The sequence below is a fragment of the Leisingera aquaemixtae genome, assembly GCF_001458395.1.
Taxonomy (GTDB): domain Bacteria; phylum Pseudomonadota; class Alphaproteobacteria; order Rhodobacterales; family Rhodobacteraceae; genus Leisingera; species Leisingera aquaemixtae.
Genome location: NZ_CYSR01000010.1, coordinates 281,390 through 307,703, shown reverse-complemented (window position 1 = coordinate 307,703; position 26,314 = coordinate 281,390). Strand labels below are relative to the sequence as shown.

Genomic DNA, 26,314 nt, shown 5'->3' with positions numbered 1-26,314 from the left:
GCCTCAGCCGCCGGTCATCGGCGGGAAAAAGGCTACCTCGCGCACACCGTCCAAGGAGGCGTCGAACTCCGACAGTTCCTGGTCCAGCGCCACCCGCAAGGCGGAGAGGTCCGCAAAGGCGGCAGCGTAGCGTTCTTCCCGCGCGCGCAGCTCTTCGACCAGATCCGCCACCGTGGCGGCAGAAGTCTCCACCTGCTCGCGCGGCAGTCCGATACGCTCGCGCACCCAGGCAAAATACAGAATGTCCATCAATGCGCCTCCTTCAGATGCGGCATCGCCTTGCGCAGGTAATCCAGCCCGGTGATCGCGGTCAGCGCCGCGGCGATCCACAGCAGCCACAGGCCGATGCGGCCGGTCCAGAACACCCCGGCCTCCTTCCAGCGCAGTCCGAACAGATCCTCCAGCTCGCCTGCAATGACCTGGCTGTAGATCTGATCATCCATGCCAAAGGAGGACATCACCAGGTAATGCTCGAAGATGCCCTGCGAGAACAGCGTGGCAATGGCGAGCATCTGGGCGGTTGTTTTCCACTTGGCCAGTTTGGTGACCTTGAGCGTGCCGGCGGTGTCGCCAAGATATTCGCGCAGGCCGGAGACAAACACTTCGCGGAACAGGATCACCGTCGCGGGCAGCACCAGCCAGGGGGTCCAGTGCTCAGCCGAATAGCCCACCAAAATCATCAGCGCGATCACCACCATCGCCTTGTCGGCAATCGGATCCAGCATCGCGCCAATCTTGGTTTCCTGCTTCCAGGCCCGGGCCAGATAGCCGTCAAACCAGTCGGTCACCGCGGCGGTGATGAACAAAAGCAGCGCAAACCAGTCTGCATAGGGCCGCGAGAAGTAAAGGAACATCACCGCAAGGCCGGGCGCAGCGACAAGCCGCAGCAGGGTGAGGATATTTGGCAGGGTCCATTTCATGCGGGCACATTATCCGGCTGGCTGGCGTGTGGAAAGCAGATGGCAGACAAAAATCCGCCCCCTGGGGGCGGATGCCTCCGGCGGGGATATTTCTGGCCAGATGAACAAGGGAGTGGTCCGGTTTTCAAGGGCTTATTTCACCCGCTGCTGTGGAAGTGGTCGTAAATGCGCTCCGCCAGCGCCTCGGAGATGCCCTCCACCGCCTTGAGGTCGGACAGATTTGCGCGGCTTACCGCCTTGGCGCTGCCGAAATGGGACAGCAAAGCGCGTTTGCGCGAGGCCCCAACGCCGGGCACTTCATCCAGAGGCGTGGCGCTGACCGCCTTGGCGCGTTTGGCGCGGTGGGTGCCGATCGCAAACCGGTGCGCCTCATCCCGCATCCGCTGGATGAAATATAGCACCGGGTCGTTGCGCTGCAGGGCAAAGACCGGCGCGCCAGGGCGGTAGAACTCCTCCTTGCCGTGATCGCGGTCGACCCCCTTGGCCACCCCTACCATCGGGATGTCCTGCACGCCGTGCTTCTCCATGATCTCTGTCACGGCTGACACCTGGCCTGCGCCGCCGTCAATCAGCAGCAGATCGGGCCACAGCCCCTTGCCCCGGTCCGGGTCTTCCTTCAGCAGCCGCGAGAAGCGGCGGTGCAGCACCTCCTTCATCATGCCGAAGTCATCGCCCGGCACCAGGTCATCCCCCTTGATATTGAACTTGCGGTAGGCGTTTTTCAGGAAGCCCTCCGGCCCCATCACGATCATGCCGCCCACGGCGTTGGTCCCCTGGATATGAGAGTTGTCGTAAACCTCGATCCGCTGCGGCGGGCCTTCGAGGCCAAAGGCCGCTGCCAGCCCGCGCAAGAGCTTGGCCTGGGTGGCGCTTTCGGCCATCCGGCGGGCCAGGCTTTCGCGGGCGTTGCGCACGGCAAAGGCCACCAGTTCGGTCTTTTCGCCGCGCTGAGGCACCAGCAGTTCAACCTTGCGGCCTGCCGTCCCGCTCAGCGCCGCCTCCATCAGGTCGGCGTTTTCGATGGCGTCGGACAGGATCAGCTGCCGCGGCGGCTCCTTGTTGGCATAGAACTGGCCGAGGAAGGCCTCCATGATCTCTGCCGGGCTGTTGTCGGCATCCACCCGCGGATAGAAATCCTGGTTGCCCCAGTTCTGGTTGGCGCGGATGAAGAACACCTGCACGCAGGCCTGGCCGCCCTCCATGTGCAGGCCGATCACATCGGCCTCGGCGACGCCGCGGGGGTTGATGCCTTGGGAGGACTGCACCTGGGTCAGCGCCTTGATCCGGTCGCGCAAGGCGGCGGCGCGCTCGAATTCCATCGCCTCGGAGGCGGCCATCATCTGCTCTGCCAGCTCTTCCTGCACTTTGGTGGAACGGCCGGACAGGAAGCGCTCGGCGTCGCGCACGCTGGCGGCATAGTCCGCTTCAGAAATCAGCCCGGTGCAAGGCGCCGAGCAGCGCTTGATCTGGTACTGCAGGCATGGCCGGGTGCGGGTCTCGAACATGGAATCCGAGCAATTGCGCAACAGGAACGCCTTTTGCAGCTGGTTCAATGTCCGGTTCACCGCGCCCGCGCTGGCAAAGGGGCCGAAATAGCTGCCCTTCTGCTTGCGGGCGCCCCGGTGCTTCTTGATCTGCGGAAAGGCGTGATCCTTGGCCACCAGAATATTCGGGAAGCTTTTGTCGTCGCGCAGCAGAACGTTGTACTTGGGTTTCAGCTGCTTGATCAGGTTCTGTTCCAGCAGCAGCGCCTCGGTCTCTGTCCGCGTGGTCAGGAACATCATCGAGGCGGTGAGCGCGATCATCCGCTCGATCCGGGGGCTGTTGCCGGGGCGGGTATAGTTCGACACCCGCGCCTTGAGATTGCGCGCCTTGCCCACATAGAGCACCCGGCTGTCCGCATCCAGCATCCGGTAAACCCCGGGTGAGGCGTCCAACGTCTTCACGTAATCCTGGATCACGGCATAGCCGATTCTGGGCTTTTTGGCGGGCGAATCCGGGGATGTTTCGGCAGGCTGGTCGTTCATATGCTCAGACATATGATTCCCCGCTCCTGGCTGCAATGTTTGCCTGTCCGGATCAAGAGCGGTAAAATCCACGGAAGTTGTGGATAACTACGAAGATATCTTTGGGCTATCCCGCGTTTTTCCTTATTTCGAGATGGTTTCGGACGGATGCCTAAAATTTAGGCACATTGTTAAGGTGCTGATTTGACTATTTATTTTTTAGGCAGCCTGTCAAGGTTCTGAAAAGAAAGGCACTTTTGTAACGCTTCCGTGACGGCAGGCACACCGGTGCAAAACTTGCAGCGAAAGGTATGGTTTCGCCCCTGTTTGCGTCACTCCAGCCCGTCACTGTCGGGTGTTTGCCAGGCCAGGTGCTGGCCGCCGTCCACACAGATCATCTGGCCGGTCACCGCCTTGGCCTGCAGTAGATACGACAAGGCCGCGGTGATGTCCTGCGGGTCGGCGCCGCGCTGCAAAATCGTGGCCTGGCGCTGGCGGGTAAACTGCTCCGCGCTTTGGCGCGGCCCCTGCAGCGTCGGCCCCGGACCGATGCCGTTGACGCGGATCTGCGGCGCCAGCGCCTGGGCCGCGGTGCAGGTCAGGGTCCACAGCGCCGATTTCGCCAGCGTGTAGCTCATGAACTCCGGTGTCAGCTTGCGCACCCGCTGGTCGATCATGTTGACCGCCAGCCCCCAGGCACAGGGCTCGCCCCGGGCGTCGGTCTCCAGCGGCACGTCCTGCGCCGCCATCGCCTGCAGCAGCACGAAAGGCGCCCGCAGGTTGCTGCCCATGTGTCGGTCCCAACTGTCCCGGGTGGCGCTGGCCAGCGTATCGTGTTCGAAAATGGACGCGTTGTTGACCAGGCAGGTGACGGGCCCGCCCAGCGCCTCAGCCGCCCGGGGCAGCAGCGCCTGGGACTGCGCCTCGTCCAGGAGATCCGCCTGCAACACCGCCGCCCGGCGGCCCTGTGCGCGGATTTCCACGGCAGTTTCCTCGGCATCCTGCGCGGAAGTTGCATAGTGGACGGCGACGTCATGGCCGCGCGCGGCCAGTTCCAGAGCCATCGCCCTGCCCAGCCGCCTGCCCGCTCCTGTCACCAATGCCCGCATCTGCGCCTCCCCTGCTGCTGTCGGCCTAGAGTTAGAACAGGACGACCATATAAGCCAGATAGAGCGCGCTGAGAATGACACCCCAGGCCCGGGTGATGTCCTGCTTGAAGAAGACAAAAGGGATCAGCAGCAGCGAGGCCGACAGCATCACCCAAAGGTCGAACTGCAGGAACTCCGGATCGACGCTGATCGGACCGACAAAGGTGGCAATGCCGATGATGGCCAGGAGGTTGAACATGTTGGAGCCGATCACGTTGCCCAGCGCCACATCCGCCTGGCGGCGCATCGCCGCCATTGTGGTTGTGGCCAGTTCCGGCAGCGAGGTGCCCACCGCCACCAATGTCAGGCCGATCACGGTTTCGCTGATCCCGTAAAGACGCGCGATGATCGAGGCGTTGTCCACCAGCAGGTCGGCGCCCAGCGGCAGGCCGATCAGGCCCAGCAGCAGGTAGATGCCGACACGCCAATACGGCATGTCCGGATCGGCTTCCTCGATCTCTTCCAGGTCCGTATCCGCGGCGCAGCCATTGCCATTGCCTTTGCCATTGCGGCGGTGTTTGCGGGCATCGCGGAAGGCCACGCCCAGCACCCCGGCCAGTGCGGTCAGCAGGATCAGGCCGGACCAGACCGTGAAGGTGCCGCTGAAAGCCAGACCGATAAACAGCACCGAGGCGCCCAGCATGAAGACATAGTTCCTGCGGGTGCTGCATTCGCTGGTGTGCAGCGCCCGCATCAGCGCGGGGATGCCAAGCACCAGCAGGATATTGGCTGTGTTGGACCCGACCACATTGCCCATCGCGATGCCGTCTGCGCCTTCATGCACTGCACTGACGGCAATCAGCAATTCCGGCGCCGAGGTGCCAAAGGCAACGATGGTCAGGCTGACGATCAGCGCAGGCACCCCCAGCCGCAGGCTGAGGTTTACCGCGCCGCGCACCAGCGCATCGCCCGCCAGCAGCAGGATCACCAAACCAAGCGCCGAATACAGCCATGGCATCATTTGCCACGATCTCCTTTTTTACAGGCGCACGGCCCCTTGCCGATCCGGAAGCGGCCGCAGGCCGGGCAGCGCCTGGAATTGATGTGCTTCTGGCCGGGAAACCGCAGCTTGCCGAACATCGCAAGCACGGCCATCACCACCAGAAAGAGGGCAACGATCTTGAACAGCACGTCAGAGCCCGAAACGCGCGTATTCGGCACGTTCCTCGATCCCGGCCAGCGCGTCCTGGGCAAGCCGCATGCCGAACCGGCTCCAGAACGGCTTCTTCAGGCCGTAGCGGCGGAAGCGGACCTTCTCGCCGAACCGCTCCTGCATCTTGGGTTTGAGGTGGCCGATACCGTCGATCAGGCCCAGCTCTTCAGCTCTGCGCGCCAGCCAGATCTCGCCGGTGAACAGATTTTCATCGTTCTTCAGCTTGGCGCCGCGCCGTTCTGTGACGTGGTCGATGAAATTGGCGTGGATGTCGTTCAGGATCACCTTGAGGCGCTGCACGTCCTCGGGATTTTCCGGACGGAACGGATCCAGCATGGATTTGCTTTCGCCCGCGGTGTAAACCCTGCGCTCCACACCCTGGCGGGCCAGCAGCACATGGGCGCCGAACCCGGCGGAGATCACCCCGACCGAGCCCAGCACCGAGCTGGCGTCGGCCCAGATCTCATCCGCAGCAGCGGCCAGCCAGTAGCCGCCGGAGGCAGCAACGTCCTCGACAAAAGCATAGACCGGGATGCCCAGTTCCTCCGCCAGGAGGCGGATGCGGGCACCGATCAGCGAGCTTTGCACCGGCGAGCCGCCGGGGGAGTTGATTTCAAGCGCGACGGCGGCCGGCTTGCCCTTGCGGAAGGCGCGCTCCAGCACCGGGGCCAGGGCGGCATCGCTGAGCGAGCCGCGCCCCGGCATACCAATGGCGCCGTTGAGGCGCACCACCGCCACCAGCGGCTGTCTTTTCAGGAAAGGCAGGTGAATTCTCATGGCGCCGATGTAGAGGGCCGCCCGGGGTGAAACAAGATGCACCCCCCGGGGTTTTATGGCGAAACGCAAAAACCGCCGCCTCCGCGGGCATAAATGCAACGCTGATTTACGCTGGGAAAATGGGTTCCGGCGACTGCGGGGGCGGCTCCCGCCGGTCAGGACGGCAGCTTGCAATTGCGGCCGTCCCGCCCTGCTTCCGGCCCCCGATCAGGCCCGGATGCGCCAGCCGGTTTTGAAGATCCACCAGATTACTGCCATGCAGGCCAGGGTAAAGCCGCCGATGGCACACAGGCTCAGCAGCACCGGCACATCCGCCTGACCGAAGAACGCCCAGCGGAAGCCCGACACCAGATAAACCACCGGGTTGAACAGGGTGATGGTCTGCCACACCGGCGGCAGCATGGAGATCGAGTAGAACGACCCGCCCAGGAACACCAGCGGCGTCACCACCAGCAGCGGCACCAGCTGCAGCTGCTCGAAATTCCCGGCCCAGATGCCGATGATGAACCCCATCAGCGAAAAGCTGAGGCAAGTCAGCACCAGGAAGGCGACCATTGCAACGGGATGCTGGATCGAGAGGTCCACGAACAGCGAAGCGGTACACAAGATCACCACGCCGATGAACAGCGACTTGGTCGCCGCCGCCCCGGCAAAGCCCGCGACCACCTCCAGGAAGTTGATCGGCGCCGACAGGATTTCATAGATATTGCCGATGAATTTCGGGAAATAGATCCCGAAGGAGGCATTGGATATGCTCTGTGTGATCACCGAAAGCATCACCAGCCCCGGCACGATGAAGGCACCGTATTCGACCCCGTCGACCTCCTGGATGCGGCTGCCGATGGCGCTGCCGAACACCACGAAATAGAGCGAGGTGGACAGCACCGGCGAGATGAAGCTTTGCAGAAAGGTGCGCCAGAACCGCGCCATTTCAGCCTTGTAGATGGTGGCAACCGCTGTCCAGTTCATGCCGCGTCCCCCTCGGCTGCGCCCTTCGAATCCCCGCCCGTCGAAACGAGGCCGACAAAAATGTCTTCCAGGCTGGATTCGCGCGTCTGCACATCCGACAGCACCAGACCGGCCTGCGCCACATCATTCAGCAGCGTGGTGATGCCGGTCCGTTCCGCCCTTGTGTCATAGGTGTAAAGCAGCCCGCCGCCGCCGTTGACCAGCTGCAGGTTGTGCTGCGACAGCGCTTCCGGAACCGCCTCGACCGGCTTGGCCAATTGCACTTCCAGCTGTTTCTGGCCCATCCGCGCCATCAGCTGCTCCTTCGCTTCGACCAGCAGCAACTCGCCGCCCGTGATCACCCCCACCCGGTCGGCGATGGCCTCTGCCTCCTCAATATAATGGGTGGTCAGAATGATGGTGACGCCGCCGGCCTTCAGTTCGCGCACGATCTCCCACATGTCCTTGCGCAGTTCGACGTCCACTCCGGCGGTGGGTTCATCCAGGAACAGGATGCGCGGCTCATGCGCCAGCGCCTTGGCAATTAGCACCCGTCGCTTCATGCCGCCCGAAAGGTCCATGATGCGGCTGTCGCGCTTCTCCCACAGCGACAGCTTGCGCAGGATGCTCCCGATCAGCTCCGCGTTGGCAGGCTTGCCGAACAGGCCGCGGGAGAATGTGACCGTGTCGAGCACCTTGGTGAAGGGCTCCAGGGTAATCTCCTGCGGCACCAGCCCGATCAGCGCCCTGGCTGCGCGGAATTGGGAGACGTTGTCGAAACCGCCCACGCTGACGCTGCCCGAGGTCGCGGTGGTGATGCCGCAAACGGTTGAAATCAGGGTGGTCTTGCCCGCGCCGTTGGGGCCGAGCAGGGCCAGGATTTCGCCCTCTTCGATATCGAGCGAGACGCCTTTCAGCGCCTCAAAACCGCCATCGTACATTTTGCGCAGATCGCGGATGGACAGGATGGCCGCCATGATGCCTCCGGGATGGTCTCAGATCCCGGCTACCCTAGCGGCGGCGTGCCGCGTCTGCCAGCCCCGTGCCGCACATCGGGCCGCAGATTGGCCTGTGCGCTTGCGCAGAGTTCCGGGCAGGCTCAGCCGCGGCCGGTCACCTTGCTGAACCAGCCTTTCTTTTCGCCGTCCTCCGGGGCATCGCCGCCGTCGTCTGCCGCGGCCTCCGGCGCCAGATGCGCCTGCAGGTTGGCAAAAAACTGGTCCGCCATCTTCTTGGCAAAGCCGTCGATGATCCTGCTGCCCAGCTGCGCCAGCTTGCCGCCGACCTTGGCTTCGACATCATAGGACAGCAGCGTGCCGGAGCCCGATGGCGCCAGGGTCACGATGGCGCCGCCCTTGGCAAAGCCGGCCGCCCCGCCCTTGCCCTCGCCGCTGATGGTCAGTTTCTCGTTTTCAACCAGGTCCGACAGGGTCACCTGCCCCTTAAAGGTGGCTTTGACCGGGCCGACCTTCTGGGTGACCGTGGCCTGGAACCCTTCCTCGGGTGTGCCCGTCACGTCCTGCGCGCCGGGCACGCAGGCTTGCAGCACCTCCGGCGTCAGCAGCGCCGCGTAGACGGTTGCCGGATCGGCGGCGATTTCCTTGTGGTCACTCATCTGCATGGGCTGGGCCTCCCTGGCGCTGTGTCGTCGGCTCCCCAAGACCTAGCCGCCCGGCTCCGCCCTGCCAAGTCCGGAGTGGCCCAGAGGGCGGTGGCGGGCACCCCGGGGCAAGGAACAGCCGCAGGAAATCTTGAAATTCATCTTGACGTCAAGATTAATGACAGATTATCTTCACGTCAAGATAAATGAAAGGACTCACCCATGAAAATCATCCTCTTTGGCGCAACCGGCGATGCAGGCAGCGCAGCCCTGAGGGCAGCGGTCGCGCGCGGCCACCAGGTAACGGCGGTGTCCCGGCAGCCGCAGGCGCTGGCGGGTCTCAGCCCCCTGGTCACCCCGCAGCCCTTGGACTTGCAGGCGGATCCCCAGGCGGCGGCAGAGGCCGCCCGGGGACACGACCTGGCGATCAGTGCCCTTCGGCCGCCCGCGGGGCGGGAAACCGATCTGGTGCCGCTGACCCGTGCCGCGCTTGATGCGGCCCGGCTGGCCGGCATTCCGGTGCTGGTGACCGGCGGCGCCGCGACATTGAAGCTGGCCGACGGCAGCGGCTACACAGTGCTGAGCGCGCCGGGTTTCCTCCCGGAAAGCGTCCGCCCGATTGCCGAGGCCTGCGCCGCGCAGGACGCGCTGCTGGAGGCGGAGACCGAAACGGAATGGACCTGTCTCCGCCCGCCCGCGCTGCTGACGGAAGGCCCGCAGACCGGCCGCTACCGGTTCGGCACCGATACGCTGGTAACGGATGCGGATGGCGCTTCGCAGATCTCCTTTGCGGATTTCGGTGCGGCTCTGCTGGATCTGGCGGAGCACCCGCGCGGCAGCCGGCAAAGGCTGACCGTCGCCTGGGGCGCTCCCGCCCCCGCCCTGGCGGCCGGCTGACGCCGGACCTTGGGCGGCGTTGGGCCGGGCAGCAGCACGCGCGCGCTCCAACCCCAACCTTTGCGCCGCGTTGTCTCACTAGGCGCACCCGTCGCCCAAACGCCACGGCGCCGCGCGTCAGCGCGGCGCCGGACTCAAGGCTTTGCCTTGCATCTGCGATGCATGGCACAGGCGCGGGAGCCCTCCCGCCTTGCTCCGGTCAGCGGTTGCGCTTGGGGAGCGCCTCATTGGCGGTCCAGTCGAAAGCGCCCTGATCCCGCTCCTGCACCGCTTGCTTCCAGCCCGCCTCCTCCGCTCTCGCCTTGAAGTTCAGCCCCTCGGGCGAATGGCGGCTGATCCCGTCAAAGACCGTGGCCAGCCGCTGGGTCTGCATCAGCCCGGTCTGCTCAATCGCCTGGTTGATCACCAGTTTCTGCATTGCCAGCTGATTGATGGGCACCGTGGCCATCCGCGCCGCCATCTCCTCGACCGCATCGTCCAACTGCTCCGCCGGCACAGCCTGCAGCACCAGCCCCATCTCCGCCGCCTCCCTGCCGCTGATCCGGTCGCCGGTGTACAGCATCCGCTTGGCCCGCTCCGCGCCCAGACGGTAGACCCACATCGCCGTGGTCGGACAACCCCAGACACGGGCGGGCATGTAGCCGATCTCCGCATCCTCCGCCATGAACGTCAGGTCCGCGCACAGCGCGATGTCCGACCCGCCCGCCACCGCAAAGCCGTGCACCTTGCAGATCACCGGCTTGGCCGCCCGCCACAGCGACATGAAGGCCTGGGTATTTTCCCACATGAAGCGGTAATCCTTGATGGGGTCCCAAGGCATCGGCTGGGTCACCTCGCCGCTGCCGTTGCCCTCGGCGTAATAGGTCAGGTCGTAGCCCGCGCAAAAGCCCTTACCCGCGCCGGACAGGATCATCACATGCACCTGCGGGTCCGCATCCGCCTGTGCCACCGCCGCGGCCAGATCCCGCGGCATTTCGTCATTGATGGCATTCATCACGTCTGGCCGGTTCAGCGTGATCCGCGCGATCCGGCCGTCTTTTTCGTACAGTACCGTGGACATAAGCTCCTCCTCCGCTGCGCAAAGGAGATCACAGGCCGCGCCCCCCGCATAGACGGGCCGACGCAGCGTCAGCCTGCCCAGCTGCGGCGCCTAGTACGGCAACCCGACGTAATTTTCGGCCAGCGACGCCTGCGCCGCATCCGAGGAGAACAGGTAGTCCAGATCCGCACGCTGCAGCCGCAGGTCGGTCTCGCTGCCCTCCGGCGCGCGGTGCAGCAGGTTTGTCATCCACCAACTGAAGCGCTCCGCCTTCCAAACCCGCGCCAGCGCCTTTTCCGAATAGGCGTCCAGCCCGGCGCTGTCGCCTTTCAGATAGTGGTCCAGAAACCCGTGATAGAGGTAATGGATGTCCGAGGCTGCCAGGTTCAGCCCCTTGGCACCGGTGGGCGGCACGATGTGGGCGGCGTCGCCTGCCAGGAACAGGTTGCCATAGCGCATCGGCTCCGCCACGAAACTGCGCAGGGGTGCGATGGATTTCTCGATCGACGGACCGGTCTGCAGGCCAGCCGCAACCTCATCCGGCAACCGGCGCTTCAGCTCCTGCCAGAACGCCGCATCGCTCCAGTCCTCCACCCGGTCCGTGAGCGGCACCTGGATGTAATACCGGCTCAGTGTCCGGCTGCGCAGCGAACACAGGGCAAAGCCGCGCTCATGCCGGGCATAGATCAGCTCCTCAGAGACCGGAGGCGTTTCCGACAAAACCCCAAGCCAGCCAAAGGGATAGACCTTCTCGTATTCCTTCAGCACATCCGAGGGAATCGACTTACGGCTGACCCCGTGAAAGCCGTCGGCGCCGACGATGAAATCGCACTCGGCCCGCTGCGCCTCGCCGTCCTGCTCCCAGGTCACAAAGGGGCGCGCCTCGGTCAGCGCATGAGGCTGCACGTTCTGCGCTTCGTGGATCACGACACCGCTCATCGCGTCGCGCGCTTCATAGAGGTCGCGGGTCACTTCGGTCTGGCCGTAGACCATCACCGTGTCGCCGCCGGTGTGCTTCGCCAGGTCGATCCGGTCCAGCTGCCCCTGATGGGCGATGTGGAATCCTTCGTGGATCTCGCCCTCCCGGTCCATCCGCGCGCCGCTGCCCGCCTCGCGCATCAGGTTGACGAAACCATGCTCAAGCACGCCCGCCCGGATCCGGCCCAGCACATGGGCGCGGGTGTGCTTTTCCAGCACGATGGAGCTGATCCCCTTGCGGTGCAAAAGCTGCGACAGCAGCAGCCCGGACGGCCCGCCGCCAATGATAACAACCTGCGTCTGATGCGTGGTCATGCGCGTTCCCCTGATCGTTCGGTATTTTCGTACGAATGGGATTATGCGCCGGGCGCACCTGATTGCGAATGGACCAACCGTGCCATCTCTTGTATATTTCGCACATGCATTCCTCAGCCCGCATCGACAGCTACAACCTGTTCGGCGAGACCGCCGAATTGGCCGATGTGCTGCATGTCGAGACGATTCGCGCCCGATCAGAGCTGCATGACTGGGAATTGCGGCCACACCGGCACGCCAGGCTGCATCAGCTGCTGGTGCTGACCAGCGGCGGGGGAGAGGCGGATCTTGACGGAAACAGACCTAACCTGGCCCCGCCCTGCCTGATCAATGTGCCCCGCGGCGTGGTGCATGGCTTCCGGTTCGGCAATGGAACCGGCGGCTGGGTGATCACCCTGACCTCCGATCTGCTGGACCAGAACCTGGCTCCGGGCGAGGGGATCCACGCGCCGCTAGACCTGCCTGCCGTGCTGCCGCTGCCAGAGGGAATGCAGGACCTGGCAGAAAGGCTGTTCAAGGAATACCGCGCCAAGGCGTTCGGGCGGGCGCAGATGCTGCGCGGGCTGGCACTCAGCCTCACCGCCCTGGCCGCCCGCGCCGCGGCGGCCGGGCAGGAGGCCGGCGTGCAGTCGCGGTCCGGCACGCTGTTTGCCCGGTTTGAAGCGCTGGTCGAGCGCGACTTCCGCCTGCGCCGCCCGCTGGCGGACTACGCGGATGAGCTGGCGGTGTCAGCGACCCATCTGAACCGGATCGCCCATCAGGCCACGGGCCAGCCGGCCTCGGCGCTGGTCGGCGCCCGGGTGCTGCGGGAGGCGCGGCGGCTGCTTATCTATACCAACATGACCGCGGCGCAGATCGCCTATGAGTTGGGCTTCAACGATCCCGCCCATTTCAGCCGCGTCTTTGCCAAGGGCACCGGAATGCCGCCACGGAAATTCCGCCAGCAGCTTGCCGGAAGCGGCTGAGCCGGAGCAGACTGGCCTTTGCAAAGACATCGCAAGGGGAACGCAAATGCTGCAGGGGATCCGCATTCTGGAGGTCGAGGGCCTGGGCCCCGGCCCCTTTGCCGCGATGACACTGGCCGACCTCGGGGCGGAGGTGATCTGCGTGCACCGGCCGTACACCGGGCGTACACCGGGGATGCCGGAAAACTCGCTGCTGGACCGGGGCAAGCGGTCAATCACGCTTGATCTGAAAACCCCTGAGGACGCCGAAACTTTCCTGAAACTTGCCGAAACCGCACATGGGCTGATCGAAGGATTCCGCCCCGGCGTGATGGAACGGCTGGGGCTGGGGCCGGCAGAGTGCCACGCGGTGAACCCAGGCCTGGTTTACGGTCGGATGACCGGCTGGGGGCAGGACAGCCCGCTGGCCCATGCTGCCGGACATGACCTGAATTACATCTCGCTGTCGGGCGCGCTTTGGTATGCCTCAAACCCTGGTGACGTGCCACTGACGCCCACCACACTGGTCGGCGATATCGGCGGCGGCGCGATGTATCTGGTGGCAGGGATGCTGGCGGGTATTCTCAAGGCCAAGTCCACCGGCGAGGGCTGCGTGGTCGATGCCGCGATCTATGACGGCTCGGCGCATATGATGAACCTCTTGATGAGCATCCGCCAGGCCGGGAACTTCGGCGTCACACGTGGAGCAAATCTGCTCGACGGGCCGCATTGGAGCCGCACCTATGTCTGCGCCGGCGGCGGCTATGTCTCGGTGCAATGCCTGGAGCCGAAGTTCTATGCGCTGTTTCTGGAGAAGCTGGGGCTGGCGGAGGAAGCGGAGTTCCAGCAGCAGTTCAACAAGGCGCTCTGGCCAGCCCTGACCGGCCGCCTTGCCGGGATCTTTGCCAGCCAGCCGCGCGATCACTGGGCGGCGCTGTTCGACGGAAGCGATGCCTGCGTCGCCCCGGTGCTGAACCCGGAGGAGGCCCAGGCGCATGCGATGAACGCCCGCGGCACCTGGGTCGAAGACCAGGGCGTGCTGCAAGCCGCCCCTGCCCCGCGGTTTTCCGGCCAGCCAGAGTGGGTGCCGCCGGAAATCCCGCATCGCGGCCAGCACACAAGGGAAATCCTGGCAGAGCTGGGCCGGAAATAGGGTCAGTCTTCTTTCTTGGCCTTCTCGGCGGCAGCTTTCATCCGCTTAAGCAGTTCAGTCTTATCCGCCTGCTTGCCAAAGGGGTTTTTCTTTGTGCCCTTGGCGTTATGTTCGGCGTGACGAGGTTTATTCTTGCCCATTTTGGGTGCTCCAGATTTACCGTAATCCACCGTTATGTCCTCTTTCGCGGCGCGTCGTTCTGCGCTGATGCCTGAAACAGCCAGCCGGCACAAGGCCGGGCAGCGCGCAGCAGGTCAGCCGCCCCTGACCGTGTCGATCATCAGCTGCACATTGTCCGGGTCCGCGTCCGGCGTGATGCCGTGGCCCAGGTTGAAGATATGCGGGCCTTTTTTGAATGCCTCGACAATGCGGCGGGTGTCATCCACCAGATCCTGCCCGCCTGTCACCATGTGGCGGGAGGCCAGGTTGCCCTGCACGCAGCCGTCCACCTGCACATTGGCGGCGGCCCATTCCGGATCCACCGAGTTATCGAGTGCCACGCAATCCACACCGGTTGCCTTGGCGAAACCCACGTATTTCTCACCCGCCTCGCGCGGGAAGCCGATGACGGGGATGCCCGGGTGGCGTTCCTTCAGCGCCGCGGTGATCTGGCGGCAGGGCTCCAGCGCATACTTTTGGAATGCTTCGCCCTTCAGAGAGCCGGCCCAGCTGTCGAAGATCTTCACCACCTCGGCGCCCGCCTCGATCTGCTTGGAGAGATAGTCGATGGTCGCTTCGGTGATCCGTGCCAGCAGCGCCTCGAACAGGGCAGTGTTTTCTTCGCGCAGGGCGTGGGCAGGCCCCTGATCCGGCGTGCCGCGGCCCGCGATCATATAGGTCGCCACGGTCCAGGGCGCACCGGCGAACCCGATCAGCGTGGTCTCGGACGGCAGTTCGCGCGACAGGATGCGGACCGTTTCATAGATCGGGTTCAGCGTCTCGTGGATATCGGACGCAGGGCCCAGCTTGGCGAAGTCTGCCTCCGTCGTGATGGTGGATAGCCGCGGGCCTTCGCCGGTCACGAACCACAGGTCAGCACCCAAAGCCTGCGGGATCAGCAGGATGTCGGCAAACAGGATGGCCGCATCAAAACCGTAACGGCGGATCGGCTGCAAAGTCACCTCAGCGGCGAGGTCAGAGTTATAGCAGAGCGACAGGAAATCCCCGGCCTCGGCCCGTGTGGCGCGGTATTCCGGCAGGTAGCGGCCCGCCTGGCGCATCATCCAGATCGGCGGCACATCCTGTTTTTCACCCGCCAGTGCGCACAGCAGCTTCTTTTGTCCGGCCATGATTTTCCTCGCTATCTTTCGCCCACATAGGTCGCCCTCTGAGGTCACGCCTGCGGGGGCGAATGTCAAGAGCACGGGCGATCTGCCGCGCACTGGCCCTTTGCGCTTTGTCCTATGTCAAAGCCCGCGCGCGATGCCCGTGGGAGATGCGCAAAAACCGGTTTCCACCGGGCCGCAAACTGATTTATGGCTTCTTCCATGACACTGACCCTGCCCTCCCCCGCTTCGCCCCTGAAAATCGGCACCCGCGGATCGCCGCTGGCGCTGGCCCAGGCGTATGAGACCCGCAGCCGCCTCGCCGCTGCCTTCGATCTGCCGCTGGAGGCGTTTGAGATCGTGGTGATCAAGACCACCGGCGATAATCAGGCGCTGATCGCGGCGGACAAGCCGCTGAAGGAGCTTGGCGGCAAGGGGCTGTTCACCAAGGAGATCGAAGAGGATCTGCTGTCGGGCGCCATCGACATTGCGGTCCACTCGATGAAGGACATGCCGGTGGCGCAGCCTGAGGGGCTGGCGCTGGACACCTATCTGCCGCGCGAGGATGTGCGCGATGCCTTCATCTCTCCCGCGTTGACATCGCTGCATGAACTGGCCGAGGGCGCGGTGGTCGGCACCTCCTCGCTGCGCCGCCGGGCGCAACTTCTGAACCGCCGCCCCGACCTGAACGTGGTGGAGTTCCGCGGCAACGTGCAGACCCGCCTGCGCAAGCTGTCCGAGGGCGTGGCGGACTGCACTTTCCTGGCGATGGCCGGCCTCAACCGTCTGGCGATGGCCGATGTGCCTGCCAATCCGATCGAGACCAGCGACATGCTGCCCGCGGTGGCGCAGGGCGCCATTGGCATCGAGCGGCGCGCGGCTGACGGCCGCGCGGCGGAGATGCTGGCGGCAATCCATGACGGCGAGACCGGTTTGCGGCTGGCGGCGGAACGGGCCTTCCTGGCGGCGCTCGACGGCTCCTGCGAGACCCCGATTGCCGGTCTTGCGGAACTGGACGGCTCCACCCTGCGCTTGCGCGGCGAGGTTCTGCGCCCGGACGGGTCTGAAGCGATCAGCGATGATCAGTCCTGCCCGGTTGAGGACGGTGCGGAACTGGGCCGGGAAATGGCGGCAAAGCTGCTCGAAAAAGCCGGGAAGGGCTTCTTCGACTGGAAGGCCTGAGCGAGGCTCTGCCTCGCGCTCCGGGATATTTGAGGCCAGAAGAATAAAGGCCCCCTCTTCTTCTGGCTGGAAATATCCTGGGGGGTGAGCGCCAGAGGCGCGAGGGGGCAAAGCCCCCTTCTGCCCGGCGTCAACCCTGCCCTGACCACCTCAGCCAGCTTTGCGGGCTGCCGCCGAAGGTGTTGAGGTCCACATCGCCCGCGACCCCCGGCACCTGGCCGGTGCCGGAATACTGCCAGAAGCTCCAGCTTTCACCCGGGTAGACCTTTTGAGGATGGCCCGCGACGGAGCGCAGCCAGAATTCGGTGCCGCTGAGCTGCCCGATGCCGGTGTCGCGGTAGAAATCCACTGTCGTATAGACCACCGGGCGCTTGCCGTAGTGGCGTTCCAGAATATTCAGGAACTTGCGCGCCTCCGCCCGCACGGTTGCGCCGTCCGGCCGCGTCCGGCAGGTGCGGGAGCGGTGGTTCCATTCCATGTCCAGCACCGGCGGCAGCGCGTTCGGGTCTTTCGGCACGTGGCGGATGAACCAGCGGGCCTGCTCTGCCGCCGGGCGGCAGAAGTAAAAATAGTGATAGGCGCCGCGCTTCAGCCCCGCGGCGCCCGCCCCGCGCCAGTTGTCGCGGAACTTGGCGTCGGTGTGATCACCGCCCTCAGTCGCCTTGATATAGGCAAAGGACACGCCGGAGCGGCGCACCTTGATCCAGTCGATATCCCCCTGATAGCGCGAGACGTCGATGCCATGCACCGGGTAGGACCAGGGCGTGCGCCCGTCCCAATCGTGCGGGTCGCGGTCGCCGAAGCGGGGATAAGTGGACAATCCTGCCAGCCGCGCATTCGCGGGCTCGGCACGGGTGACCTGAGGCGCGCTCACCGCCCTGTCCGGCGGCCTTCCGCAACCTGCTGCCAATGCCAGCGCCAATACCCCCAGAACCAGTCTGCGCATGTGATATGCTCCCTGCCTCAAGTTGAGAAAACTGCTGTTGTCTTTGCCTGTTCTGTCCCACTCTAGCGCAGGCAGGCGCAAAGTCGCGCACCCGGAAAGGCCGTCAGCAAAAATCCGCCAAAAGAAAACGCGCCGCTGTGGGGGCGGCGCGCTGGCGGTGTCACAGGTGCGGCAGGGTCAGACCCATTTGGCCAGCGGCGGCAGGCTCATCAGCACCGCATTGGCATCATGGCCGGTTTCCAGCCCGAACTTGGTGCCGCGGTCATAGACCAGGTTGTATTCGGCGTAGAGACCGCGGTGGATCAGCTGGGCGTCCTTGGCGGCCTCATCGAAGTCCTGCACCCGGCGCTTTTCGACCAGCGGCACAAAGGCCGGCAGGAAGGCGCGGCCGATGTCCTGGGTCAGGGCAAAATCCGCGGCCCAATCGCCGGAGTTCTGGTCGTCCATGAAGATGCCGCCCACCCCGCGGGCGCGGTTGCGGTGGGGGATAAAGAAATACTCATCCGCCCACGCCTTGAGCCGCGGGTACTGGTCTTCACCATGCGGGTCCAAGTGCTGTTTTTGCGTCGCGTGGAAATGCGCGGTGTCCTCGCCGTATTCGATGCAAGGGTTAAGGTCCGAGCCGCCGCCGAACCACCAGGCGTGCGGGGTCCAGAACATGCGGGTGTTCATGTGCACGGCCGGCACATGCGGGTTGCGCATATGGGCGACCAGCGAGATGCCCGAGGCCCAGAACCGCGGATCGTCTTTCATGCCCGGGATGCCTTTGCGCGCTGCCATGGCGGCTTGCGCGCGGTCGCCCAGGGTGCCGTAGACTTCGGAGATGTTGACGCCGACTTTCTCGAACACCCGGCCGCCGCGCATCACGCTCATCAGTCCGCCGCCGGCATCAGAGCCGTCGTCTGAGGTGCGCTTGGTCTGCGTCACTTCGAACCGGCCCGGTTCCATGTCAGAGAACGGACCTTCGCTGTGGCTGTCCTCCAGCCCCTCGAACGCCGCAACAATCTGGTCGCGCAACTGGCGGAACCAGGCGGCGGCCCGGGCTTTTTCCTCGATCATCTCTGCGGTCATGCCAAATCTTTCCAATCAGTGCATCGGCGCGGACACCGGGTCCAAGAGGGTGCGGCCGCCGTCCAGCGTCACCACCTGGCCGGTCATGAACCCGGAGGCATCCGAGGCCAGATACTGCGCGGTTTCGGTCAGCTCGGTCGGAGAAGCGACCCGGCCCAGCGGCGTGTGCGCCTCGATATCCTGGCGGAAACTGCGGTTTTCCTTAAGCGTGTCCCGCATCGACGCGCTCATCACCGAGCCGAAGGCGATGGAGTTCACCCGGATCCGGTACGGCGCCAGCGCAACCGCCAGCGAGCGGGTCGCCTGATCCAGCGCGGCAGAGGCGACCGAATAGGCCATCAGGTCGGGATGGGTGCGCCGCGCGGCAATCGACGACAGGTTGATGATGCTGCCGAGAGGGCTGTCGCTGCCGCGCTCCTCGCCCTGTTTGATCATCCGCCGGGCCACCTGCTGCGACAGGCGCACAGTTGGCAGCAGGCTTTGGTTCAGCAGCTGGTCCAGGGTTTCGTCCTGCGCATCCAGCGCGTCGGTTGCCACCACCTGGCGGGCGCCGTTGACCAAAATGTCGATGTCATCAAAGGCGTCGATGGTGGCCGACAGCAGATTGGCGATGGTCAGACGCTCCCGCAGGTCGCCGGCGAAATAGCGGATGTTGCTTTCGTCGGCCTGCTCGCCCAGCTCGGCAACCAGCTGCGCCTCCTGGGTGTCGGCGAACATGACATTGGCGCCGGCATCGGCGAACTGCTTGCCGATCGCCAGGCCAATGCCGCTGGCGGCGCCGGTCACGATGGCAGTCTTGCCGGAGATGGAAAAGGACATGCGAGATCACTCCCTGGGCCGTTTGGCAGGCACGTTAGACCGGGACTGCCGGATTGGAAACCGGCATTGCGCCCGAAGCGCGGTTACTTGCGCGCGCGCTTTGGTCTGGCCGCGTGCAGAATCTTGAAGCGGTTATCGCCGCCTTCTTCGCGCACCTGGGCAAAGCGGTCCGCCAGCGCGGTCTCATATGGCAGGTGCCGGTTGGCCACCATCCACAGGCTGCCGCCCGGCGCCAGCATCGCGGCCGCGGCGGCGATGAACGCCTGCCCCAGCGACGGCTCCGCCGCGCGGCCGGTGTGGAACGGCGGGTTCATCACCACGGTGTTCACCGGGCCCGGCGCCTTCCAGCTGCGGGCATCGGCCCAGTGAAACTGCGTCCGCGGGTCCGCTGCATTCAGGCGGGCGCAGGCCAGTGCGGCATGGTCCGCCTCAACCAGGTGCAGCTCCTCAACGCCTTCATGCTTCAGCACCTGCGCCGACAGATAGCCCCAGCCGCCGCCCAGATCGGCCACACAGCGGCCCAGTTTCTTGGGCAGCGCCGCCGCCAGCAGGCGGGAGGCCGGGTCGATCCCGTCTGCCGAAAACACTCCGGGGGCGGTGATGAACCCCTCAACCTGCTGCGGGCCTGCGGGCAGCCAACCGGACAAATCGGTGCCGCCCTCGATCCAGAACACCTTGCCATGCGCCTTGGACACCGGCGCAGAAGGCTCGCAGCGCTTGCGCAGGCCCTTCAGGACCGAATCGATGCCTTCGGTCTTGGCGCCGTCGATCAGCACTTGGCCCCGGGTGGCAGCGGCGGCCTGCGCCACCAGCATCCGCGCCAGCGCCTTGGCCCGCGGCAGAAAGACGACGGCGGCTGAATACTCTGCCCCCGCCTCAGGTGCCGGAACGCAGCCGTACCCCTGCGCGGCGAAGTGATCGTGGTCGGGGCGGAACGGCTGGATGATCAGCAGCTGCTCCTTCGGCAGCGCCGACAGGTCGTGTTCGGCGCGCGGGTGGAACACGGCGATGCGGCCCTCGGACGGCACAGCAAAGCCGCCCGATTGGGCGGCCAGGGACAGGCGTACAGACATATAAAGGCCTCTTCAGTCTTCTTTTTCCATGGTGCACTGCAGCGGGTGCTGGTGGCGGCGGGCGAAATCCATCACTTGGCCCACCTTGGTCTCAGCCACCTCATGGCTGAACACGCCGACCACCGCCACGCCTTTTTTGTGCACCGTCAGCATGATCTCGAACGCCTGCGCGTGGGTCATGCCAAAGAACCGTTCCAGCACCATCACCACGAATTCCATCGGGGTGTAGTCGTCATTCAGCAGCAGCACCTTATAGCGCGGCGGACGCTTGGTCTTGGGGCGCGTCTTGGTCAGGACGCCCGCTTCTGTGTCGTCGTCTGAATGATCCGTCATCATGATGGGCTGCAGCGGCATAAGCAATTTGATCCAGTGATGCATGGAATTTCCTGTGCCGCTTATATAGCCTCTTACCTGTTCAGGAAAAGAGACTGAGACCCGCAGATTGACACGTAATTTGACAACAATCGGCTTTGATGCCGACGATACCCTCTGGCACAACGAACGGTTCTTCCGCGTGACGCAGGAGAGATTCGCCGAATTGCTGATGGATCACACGCCGGATGACATCGGCCCCGGAGAGCTGGAGCGGCGGCTGCTAGACGCCGAGATGCGCAACCTGGGGCGCTATGGCTACGGGGTGAAGGGCTTTACCCTGTCAATGATCGAAACCGCGCTCGACGTGACGGAGGAGCAGGTTCCCGGCGCCGTGATCAAGGAGCTGATCACCGCGGGCCAGATGATGCTGTCCTACCCGATCGAACTGCTGCCCCATGCGCGCGAGGCGGTGGAGGCGGTGGCGGGCCGTTATAAGGTTGTGCTGATCACCAAGGGCGACCTGCTGGATCAGGAGCGCAAGCTGGCGCAATCCGGCCTGGGCGAGCTGTTTGACGGGGTTGAGGTGGTCTCGGAAAAAACGCCCGAGGTCTATCTGGACATCTTTGCCCGCCACGGCGACGGCGCCGCGCGGGCGATGATGGTCGGCAACTCGATGCGCTCGGACGTGGTGCCGGTGATCGAGGCCGGCGGCTGGGGCACTTATGTGCCGCACGGGCTGGTCTGGGAGGTGGAGCACGCCGAAGCGCCGGAGCACAGCCCGCGCTATACCGAGATTACCGACCTCGGCAGGCTGGCGGATCTGGTGGGGCGTCTAGGCTGACCAGCTTACCCGGTGGATGCTGGACGGGCCGCTGCGCGGCCGTTATCCCATTAGCAAACCGCGAAGGAGACACCGGGACATGCCGCACGCCGAGCTGAAATACTCCGGCGATCTGGAGATCGACGCCGCCGCCATCCTCGCCACGATTGAGGCGGTGATTCTGGAGCACGACGCCGCTGCGGGCGCCTGCAAGGGGCGCGCCTATCCGGCAGATCAGTTCCGCCACAGCCATATCGCCGTCAGCGTGGCGCTGCTGAGCAAGCCGCACCGGGACGAGGCGTTTTCCAGGGCGCTGCTGGCCGATCTCGAATCCCGCATCAAGGCGCAGCTGGGCCAGCCTTGCGAATTCTCGCTGGGCCTCAGCTATTCCCCGCCCTTTTATGTGACCCATTTTCACCCCGGCTAAGGGCTTTGCAGACCCTGCAGCCCGTCTCGAGGCCCGCCCCAGGCCGCTTTAGATTGCTCAATTGCAAGTTTTTTTTAGTAACCCTTTATTAGCACATCCCGCATCTAGCGGCCCGGCGTACAAAACCCACTACATGCCGGCAGTGCTTAACGGCTGCGCCGGACACGCGCGTTTCGCCGCTGTTTATTCCTCGTAAACCCTGTGTTACGCTTTAACCAACAGGCAGAAACGTCAGCCGGACAACCGGCGGCACGAGGCAAACATGGCAGTGATCACGCAGGACACTCCGGCGTCTGGCCGGTATTTCCGCACCCGGTTCCTCTGGGCAGCGGCAGGTATTCTTCTGGCAGTTCTGGGACTGGGGCTGGGGCTGGCTCCGCAAAGGGCGCAGGCCGCGCCCTATGCGGCGATGGTCATTGATGCCAGGACCGGCGAGGTGCTGCACTCGCGCAATGCCGATACCCGGCTGCACCCGGCCTCGCTGACCAAGATGATGACGCTCTACATCGCGTTCGAAGCTGTGCGGAACGGCGAGATCACGCTGGACACCAAGGTCAAGATCTCGCGCAACGCGGCTGCCGAACCGCCCTCGAAGCTGGGGCTCAAGTCCGGCCAGCGGATTGCCTTCCGCTACCTGATCCGTGCCGCGGCGGTGAAATCCGCCAATGACGCGGCCACCGCCATCGGCGAGACGCTGTCGGGGTCCGAGGCCGCCTTTACCCGCCGGATGAACCGCACTGCCAAGGCGCTGGGGATGACCCGCACCACCTTCAAGAACGCCCATGGTCTGACTGCCAGCGAGCATTTGTCGACCGCCAGCGACATGACCACGCTGGGGCGGCATCTGCTGTATGATTACCCGGAGTACTACAACCTGTTCTCGCGCCGCTCGACCAATGCCGGCATCCGCGAGGTGCCCAACACCAACCGCCGCCTGCTGGCCGCCTACCGCGGCGCCGACGGGATCAAGACCGGCTATACCCGGGCGGCGGGCTTCAACCTGGTGGCCTCCGCCAAGCGCGGCAACGAGCGGATCATCGCCACCGTGTTCGGCGGCAAGTCCACCACCTCGCGCAATGCCAAGGTGGCGGAGCTGCTGGATCTCGGCTTCCGCCGCGCCCCCTCACGCGCCGCGCTGCGCAAACCGCAGCGGCCTGCCTATCAGGGCGCTGGCAATGTTGTGGTGGCCGAGGCCGATGACGGGCCCGCGCACGCGGTTGCCGGCAAGACCATCCGGGTGAGCGGCCAGGTGGAAACCAGCCTGCGCCCGAAACTGCGCCCCGGCGCCAGCGAGTCACCGGTGCTGGTGGCCGCGCTTGAAGAAGCGCTTCAGACGCCGCCCGCGGAAGCTGCGGCAGCAGAGGCGGTGGCAGAGACAGGGGCCGCGCCGGAAGAGACGGCTCCAGAGCAGATCGAGAACGTGCAGACTGTCAGCGCAGACGGGGCCCTGCAGCGGGATGCCGTGCGCGACAGCATTGCCGTTGCGCTGGCCGAAGCGGAGGCGGAGCCGGCGCCCCTGGAAACAGCTGCGGCCGCCACGGTGATCGCCGCGGTGCAGCAGGTGCCCTTTGCCGGCCTTCGGCCTGCCGCCCGCCCGGCCAGCCTGGCGCTGGCAGAGGCCTCGCCGGAGCCGGAACCGGTTGTGGTCACCCGCCTGTCCACCTCCGGCGGGCGCTACTGGGGCATCAATGTCGGTCTCTACAGCAGCCGCTACCAGGCTGAGAAGGTGCTGCTGCGCACCGCGCTGTCGGAGCTGGAGACACTGGACGGCTCCCTGCGCAAGGTGGCCAACACCCGGCGCGGGTTTGAGGCGAACTTCCTCGGCATGAGCCAGGAGCAGGCGGAACTGGCCTGCCGCCGCCTGAACGCCCGCAACGTGACCTGCAACCCGATCGGCCCGTCCTGACGACCGGCGTATCTTCAGATCAGCAGCAAAGAGGCGCCCCCGCGGCGCCTTTTTTTTCATGACCTGCATCCGGCATCGGGCAACCTCTCCCGCCCGTCGTCAGGCTTTTCTTGCGAAAACCCCTCCTCCCGTTGGGCGTGGCACCGCGCATGGCGCGGTGCCACGCCCAACGCCGCCAAGGGGCTCTGGCCTCAGCCAGGGCACCTGCGGGGGCAGGAGTTTTTTGGGTGCTAGGAACCCGCTCAGGGCTTGGGCTTGTCGTCCCACTCGTCGCTCAGGATGCGGCGGGCGTCGCCTTCGGGGTCATCATACTGGTTGCTGCGCACCGTGTAGATGAAGGCCGCCAGACCCACCGCACCGAGGATCAGCGAAATCGGGATCAGGTAGGTGAGGACGCTCATGAGCTCAGTTCCGTGATTGCTGGCGCGCCCTCAGCGCAGCCGCAGCGCGTTGAGGGAGACGGTAATGGAAGAGGTAGACATCGCCAGCGCCGCAATCAAGGGCGTGGCCAGCCCGGCAATCGCCAGCGGCACCGCGATCACGTTATAGAGCGTGGCAATGCGGAAGTTCTCGCGGATGCGGCGGGTCGCCTTCTGCGCCACACCGCAGGCCTCGGCTATGGGCTCAAGGTCCTGGCCCAGCAGCACGATATCGGACGCCACCCGCGCCGCATCCAGAGCGGAAGCCGGAGAGATAGAGACATGCGCTGCCGCCAGCGCCGCGGTGTCGTTGAGGCCATCGCCCACCATCAGCACCTTCTTGCCCTGATCCGCCAGCAGTTGCACCCGGGCGGATTTATCGGCAGGCAGCGCCTCTGCCACCCATTTGGAGATGCCCAGCCGCCGGGCCAGATCCTCGACCGCGCCGGTGGTGTCGCCGGAAATCAGCAGTACGTCCTTGCCGGCCGCCTTCAGCGCCTGCACAGCCTCTGCCGCGCCGGGGCGCAGCGCATCGGTGAACAGGAAGGGTTTGGCCGACCCCGCCCCGCTGTCCAGCCAGGCCGCGGTCTGGCTGCCTTGTTCAGCGCCGACCCAGGCTGCGCGGCCCAGCCGCACGCGGGCGCCGCGGTACAGGCCTTCGGCGCCATACCCCGGAACCTCGGTGATCTCCTGCACTGCGGCAGGCTTGACCCCGGCCTCACGTGCCGCACGGGCCAGCGCCACTGACAAGGGATGCGAGGAGCCTTCGGCCAGCGTCAGCGCAATCTCCAGATCCCCGCGGGCGTGGCCACCCAGGTTGGTGACCTCCGGCGTGCCGGCGGTCAGCGTGCCGGTCTTGTCGAACACCACCGTGTCCACCTCTGCCAGCCGCTCCAGTGCGGTGGCGTGCTTGATCAGCATGCCCTTCTTGAACAGCCGGCCTGAGGCGGCGGTGGTGACCGCAGGCACCGCAAGGCCCAGCGCGCAGGGGCAGGTGATGATCAGAACCGCGGCGGCGATATTCAGCGCCGTGCGGATGTCGAAGGTGTAAAGATACCAGCCCGCAAAAGCGAGCGCCGACAGGATATGCACCCCCGGCGCATAGAGCTTGGCCGCGCTGTCCGCCAGTGAGGTGTAGCGCGAGCGGCCCGATTCAGCGATCGCAACCAGATCGGTCATGCGGTGCAGCGAGGTATCCTCGCCCACTGCCGTGGCGCGGATGGTCAGCGGGCCGGTCAAGTTCACTTCACCGGCGGAAACCGCCAGGCCCGGTGCGGCAAACACCGGCAGGGTTTCGCCGGTCAGCAGCGAGCGGTCGAGCTCCGACTGGCCTGCGACGATTTCGCCATCCACCGGCATCCGCCCGCCGGGGCGCACCAGGATCAGATCGCCGATGGCTAGATCCGCCACCGGCACCTCATATTCATCGCCGTCCAGCAGCCGGACCGCCCGGGGCACCTCCAGCGCCGCCAGTTCCTCTGCTGCGGAGCGCGCCACGGCGCGGGTGCGGTAATCCAGGTAGCGGCCCGCCAGCAGGAAGAAGGTCAGGGTCAGGGCAGCGTCGAAATAGGCGTGCTCGCCAGACAGGAAGGTCTCCCACAGCGAGGTCAGCAGCGCCAAGACCAGCGCCAGCACGATCGGCACGTCCATGTTGAGGCGTTTGACCCGCAGGACGGTCCAGGCATTGGCAAAGAACGGCTGGGCGGAGAAGATGATCGCCGGGAAGGTGATCGCGGCGGAGATCCAGTGGAACATGTCCCGGGTCGCGTCCGAGGCGCCGGACCAGACCGATACCGACAACAGCATCACGTTCATCGAGGCAAAGCCCGCGACCGCCAGCCGCATCAGAAGATCGCGGCCCGCCTTGTCGTTCTGGGTCGCCGCAAGCGCCGCCAGATCCAGCTCATGCGCCTCGTAACCGATGCGTTCCAGCACCGGGATCAGGTCGGCGGCGCGCACGTCCGGGTCCGCCTCGATCAGGGCCCGTTTCAGGGTCAAGTTCACCCGCGCCGAACGGATTCCGGGCTCGGCGTTCAGCTCCCGTTCCACCGCCGAGATACAGGCCTGGCAGTGAATGCCCGGCAGCGACAGCGCCAGCCGCGCCTCCGTCGGCGCCTGCTCCGCACTGTCATGCGGGGCGGCGACGCAGGCCGGGCAGGCCGCAAGCGAGGGGCGGAGCTGGGCGGTCATGGC

General features: G+C 65.3%; 28 protein-coding genes. 7 read left to right on the top strand and 21 right to left on the bottom strand.

Features of this window, described 5'->3' with window-relative positions; all coding sequences use genetic code 11:
• Window positions 1–3: 3 nt before the first annotated feature.
• From moaD to PHA8399_RS05185, 10 genes are all read right to left on the bottom strand, one after another.
• On the bottom strand, window positions 4–249 hold the full coding sequence (moaD, locus tag PHA8399_RS05230) for a molybdopterin converting factor subunit 1 (RefSeq protein ID WP_058285122.1): 246 nt from the start codon (window positions 247–249) through the stop codon (window positions 4–6).
• Window positions 249–920 (bottom strand): CDP-diacylglycerol--glycerol-3-phosphate 3-phosphatidyltransferase, encoded by a 672-nt coding sequence (gene pgsA / locus PHA8399_RS05225; protein WP_008554844.1) that lies wholly within the window; start codon window positions 918–920, stop codon window positions 249–251. The genes moaD and pgsA overlap by 1 nt, the downstream gene beginning before the upstream one ends.
• A gap of 137 nt (window positions 921–1,057) precedes the next feature.
• Window positions 1,058–2,959 (bottom strand): excinuclease ABC subunit UvrC, encoded by a 1,902-nt coding sequence (gene uvrC / locus PHA8399_RS05220; protein WP_439330518.1) that lies wholly within the window; start codon window positions 2,957–2,959, stop codon window positions 1,058–1,060.
• A gap of 299 nt (window positions 2,960–3,258) precedes the next feature.
• A complete protein-coding gene (locus tag PHA8399_RS05215; RefSeq protein ID WP_280137378.1) occupies window positions 3,259–4,086 on the bottom strand; it encodes an SDR family oxidoreductase in 828 nt (275 codons plus the stop codon).
• Window positions 4,067–5,035 carry a calcium/sodium antiporter gene (locus PHA8399_RS05210; RefSeq protein ID WP_058285120.1) on the bottom strand — a complete coding sequence of 323 codons (969 nt, stop codon included), beginning with the start codon at window positions 5,033–5,035 and terminating at the stop codon, window positions 4,067–4,069. The genes PHA8399_RS05215 and PHA8399_RS05210 overlap by 20 nt, the downstream gene beginning before the upstream one ends.
• Complete coding sequence (locus PHA8399_RS22625; RefSeq protein ID WP_058285119.1) at window positions 5,032–5,205, bottom strand: hypothetical protein; 174 nt, start codon at window positions 5,203–5,205, stop codon at window positions 5,032–5,034. The genes PHA8399_RS05210 and PHA8399_RS22625 overlap by 4 nt, the downstream gene beginning before the upstream one ends.
• Before the next feature lies 1 nt (window position 5,206).
• Window positions 5,207–6,004, bottom strand: coding sequence for a S49 family peptidase (locus tag PHA8399_RS05200; RefSeq protein WP_058285118.1), 798 nt, complete (start codon window positions 6,002–6,004; stop codon window positions 5,207–5,209).
• Window positions 6,005–6,211: 207 nt separating this feature from the next.
• On the bottom strand, window positions 6,212–6,973 hold the full coding sequence (locus PHA8399_RS05195; protein WP_058285117.1) for an ABC transporter permease: 762 nt from the start codon (window positions 6,971–6,973) through the stop codon (window positions 6,212–6,214).
• Window positions 6,970–7,929, bottom strand: coding sequence for an ABC transporter ATP-binding protein (locus tag PHA8399_RS05190; protein WP_058285116.1), 960 nt, complete (start codon window positions 7,927–7,929; stop codon window positions 6,970–6,972). The genes PHA8399_RS05195 and PHA8399_RS05190 overlap by 4 nt, the downstream gene beginning before the upstream one ends.
• A gap of 122 nt (window positions 7,930–8,051) precedes the next feature.
• A complete protein-coding gene (locus tag PHA8399_RS05185; protein ID WP_058285115.1) occupies window positions 8,052–8,573 on the bottom strand; it encodes an SRPBCC family protein in 522 nt (173 codons plus the stop codon).
• Between the two features lie 201 nt (window positions 8,574–8,774).
• Here PHA8399_RS05185 and PHA8399_RS05180 point away from each other — a divergent pair, with 201 nt between their 5' ends.
• Entirely contained in the window at window positions 8,775–9,449 is a 675-nt protein-coding gene (locus tag PHA8399_RS05180; RefSeq protein ID WP_058285114.1) for an NAD(P)-dependent oxidoreductase, read from the top strand.
• A gap of 199 nt (window positions 9,450–9,648) precedes the next feature.
• Here PHA8399_RS05180 and PHA8399_RS05175 read toward each other — a convergent pair whose 3' ends face one another.
• Together PHA8399_RS05175 and pobA are read right to left on the bottom strand one after the other, a co-directional pair.
• Window positions 9,649–10,509: a crotonase/enoyl-CoA hydratase family protein gene (locus PHA8399_RS05175; protein ID WP_058285113.1), complete on the bottom strand. Its 861-nt coding sequence runs from the start codon at window positions 10,507–10,509 to the stop codon at window positions 9,649–9,651.
• Window positions 10,510–10,599: 90 nt separating this feature from the next.
• A complete protein-coding gene (pobA, locus tag PHA8399_RS05170; protein WP_058285112.1) occupies window positions 10,600–11,781 on the bottom strand; it encodes a 4-hydroxybenzoate 3-monooxygenase in 1,182 nt (393 codons plus the stop codon).
• 104 nt (window positions 11,782–11,885) lie between these two features.
• Here pobA and PHA8399_RS05165 point away from each other — a divergent pair, with 104 nt between their 5' ends.
• A complete protein-coding gene (locus PHA8399_RS05165) occupies window positions 11,886–12,746 on the top strand; it encodes a helix-turn-helix domain-containing protein (RefSeq protein ID WP_058285249.1) in 861 nt (286 codons plus the stop codon).
• Between the two features lie 46 nt (window positions 12,747–12,792).
• Entirely contained in the window at window positions 12,793–13,878 is a 1,086-nt protein-coding gene (locus tag PHA8399_RS05160) for a CaiB/BaiF CoA transferase family protein (protein ID WP_058285111.1), read from the top strand.
• A gap of 2 nt (window positions 13,879–13,880) precedes the next feature.
• Here PHA8399_RS05160 and PHA8399_RS22620 read toward each other — a convergent pair whose 3' ends face one another.
• On the bottom strand, window positions 13,881–14,048 hold the full coding sequence (locus PHA8399_RS22620) for a hypothetical protein (RefSeq protein WP_027244657.1): 168 nt from the start codon (window positions 14,046–14,048) through the stop codon (window positions 13,881–13,883).
• 84 nt (window positions 14,049–14,132) lie between these two features.
• On the bottom strand, window positions 14,133–15,167 hold the full coding sequence (hemE, locus tag PHA8399_RS05150) for a uroporphyrinogen decarboxylase (RefSeq protein ID WP_058285110.1): 1,035 nt from the start codon (window positions 15,165–15,167) through the stop codon (window positions 14,133–14,135).
• 198 nt (window positions 15,168–15,365) lie between these two features.
• Between hemE and hemC the strand changes: the two genes are divergently transcribed.
• On the top strand, window positions 15,366–16,325 hold the full coding sequence (gene hemC / locus PHA8399_RS05145) for a hydroxymethylbilane synthase (RefSeq protein ID WP_058285248.1): 960 nt from the start codon (window positions 15,366–15,368) through the stop codon (window positions 16,323–16,325).
• Between the two features lie 130 nt (window positions 16,326–16,455).
• Here hemC and PHA8399_RS05140 read toward each other — a convergent pair whose 3' ends face one another.
• From PHA8399_RS05140 to clpS, 5 genes are all read right to left on the bottom strand, one after another.
• On the bottom strand, window positions 16,456–17,271 hold the full coding sequence (locus tag PHA8399_RS05140; protein WP_058285109.1) for a glycoside hydrolase family 25 protein: 816 nt from the start codon (window positions 17,269–17,271) through the stop codon (window positions 16,456–16,458).
• Between the two features lie 177 nt (window positions 17,272–17,448).
• On the bottom strand, window positions 17,449–18,342 hold the full coding sequence (gene hemF, locus PHA8399_RS05135; RefSeq protein ID WP_058285108.1) for an oxygen-dependent coproporphyrinogen oxidase: 894 nt from the start codon (window positions 18,340–18,342) through the stop codon (window positions 17,449–17,451).
• Between the two features lie 15 nt (window positions 18,343–18,357).
• A complete protein-coding gene (locus PHA8399_RS05130) occupies window positions 18,358–19,161 on the bottom strand; it encodes an SDR family NAD(P)-dependent oxidoreductase (RefSeq protein WP_058285107.1) in 804 nt (267 codons plus the stop codon).
• A gap of 83 nt (window positions 19,162–19,244) precedes the next feature.
• A complete protein-coding gene (locus PHA8399_RS05125) occupies window positions 19,245–20,234 on the bottom strand; it encodes a class I SAM-dependent methyltransferase (RefSeq protein ID WP_058285106.1) in 990 nt (329 codons plus the stop codon).
• A gap of 12 nt (window positions 20,235–20,246) precedes the next feature.
• On the bottom strand, window positions 20,247–20,570 hold the full coding sequence (clpS, locus tag PHA8399_RS05120; RefSeq protein ID WP_036761102.1) for an ATP-dependent Clp protease adapter ClpS: 324 nt from the start codon (window positions 20,568–20,570) through the stop codon (window positions 20,247–20,249).
• Window positions 20,571–20,676: 106 nt separating this feature from the next.
• Between clpS and PHA8399_RS05115 the strand changes: the two genes are divergently transcribed.
• The 3 genes from PHA8399_RS05115 (at window position 20,677) to PHA8399_RS05105 (ending at window position 23,702) form a co-directional block, all read left to right on the top strand.
• Window positions 20,677–21,390, top strand: a complete 714-nt coding sequence (locus PHA8399_RS05115; protein WP_058285105.1) for an HAD family hydrolase — start codon at window positions 20,677–20,679, stop codon at window positions 21,388–21,390.
• A 79-nt stretch (window positions 21,391–21,469) separates the two neighbouring features.
• Window positions 21,470–21,796 (top strand): hypothetical protein, encoded by a 327-nt coding sequence (locus PHA8399_RS05110; protein WP_058285104.1) that lies wholly within the window; start codon window positions 21,470–21,472, stop codon window positions 21,794–21,796.
• A gap of 262 nt (window positions 21,797–22,058) precedes the next feature.
• On the top strand, window positions 22,059–23,702 hold the full coding sequence (locus PHA8399_RS05105) for a D-alanyl-D-alanine carboxypeptidase family protein (protein WP_058285103.1): 1,644 nt from the start codon (window positions 22,059–22,061) through the stop codon (window positions 23,700–23,702).
• 242 nt (window positions 23,703–23,944) lie between these two features.
• On the opposite strand, the gene ccoS is transcribed toward PHA8399_RS05105, so the two are convergent.
• Together ccoS and PHA8399_RS05095 are read right to left on the bottom strand one after the other, a co-directional pair.
• Window positions 23,945–24,103: a cbb3-type cytochrome oxidase assembly protein CcoS gene (gene ccoS / locus PHA8399_RS05100; protein ID WP_027235212.1), complete on the bottom strand. Its 159-nt coding sequence runs from the start codon at window positions 24,101–24,103 to the stop codon at window positions 23,945–23,947.
• Window positions 24,104–24,133: 30 nt separating this feature from the next.
• Window positions 24,134–26,311, bottom strand: coding sequence for a heavy metal translocating P-type ATPase (locus PHA8399_RS05095; protein WP_058285102.1), 2,178 nt, complete (start codon window positions 26,309–26,311; stop codon window positions 24,134–24,136).
• Window positions 26,312–26,314 lie beyond the last annotated feature (3 nt).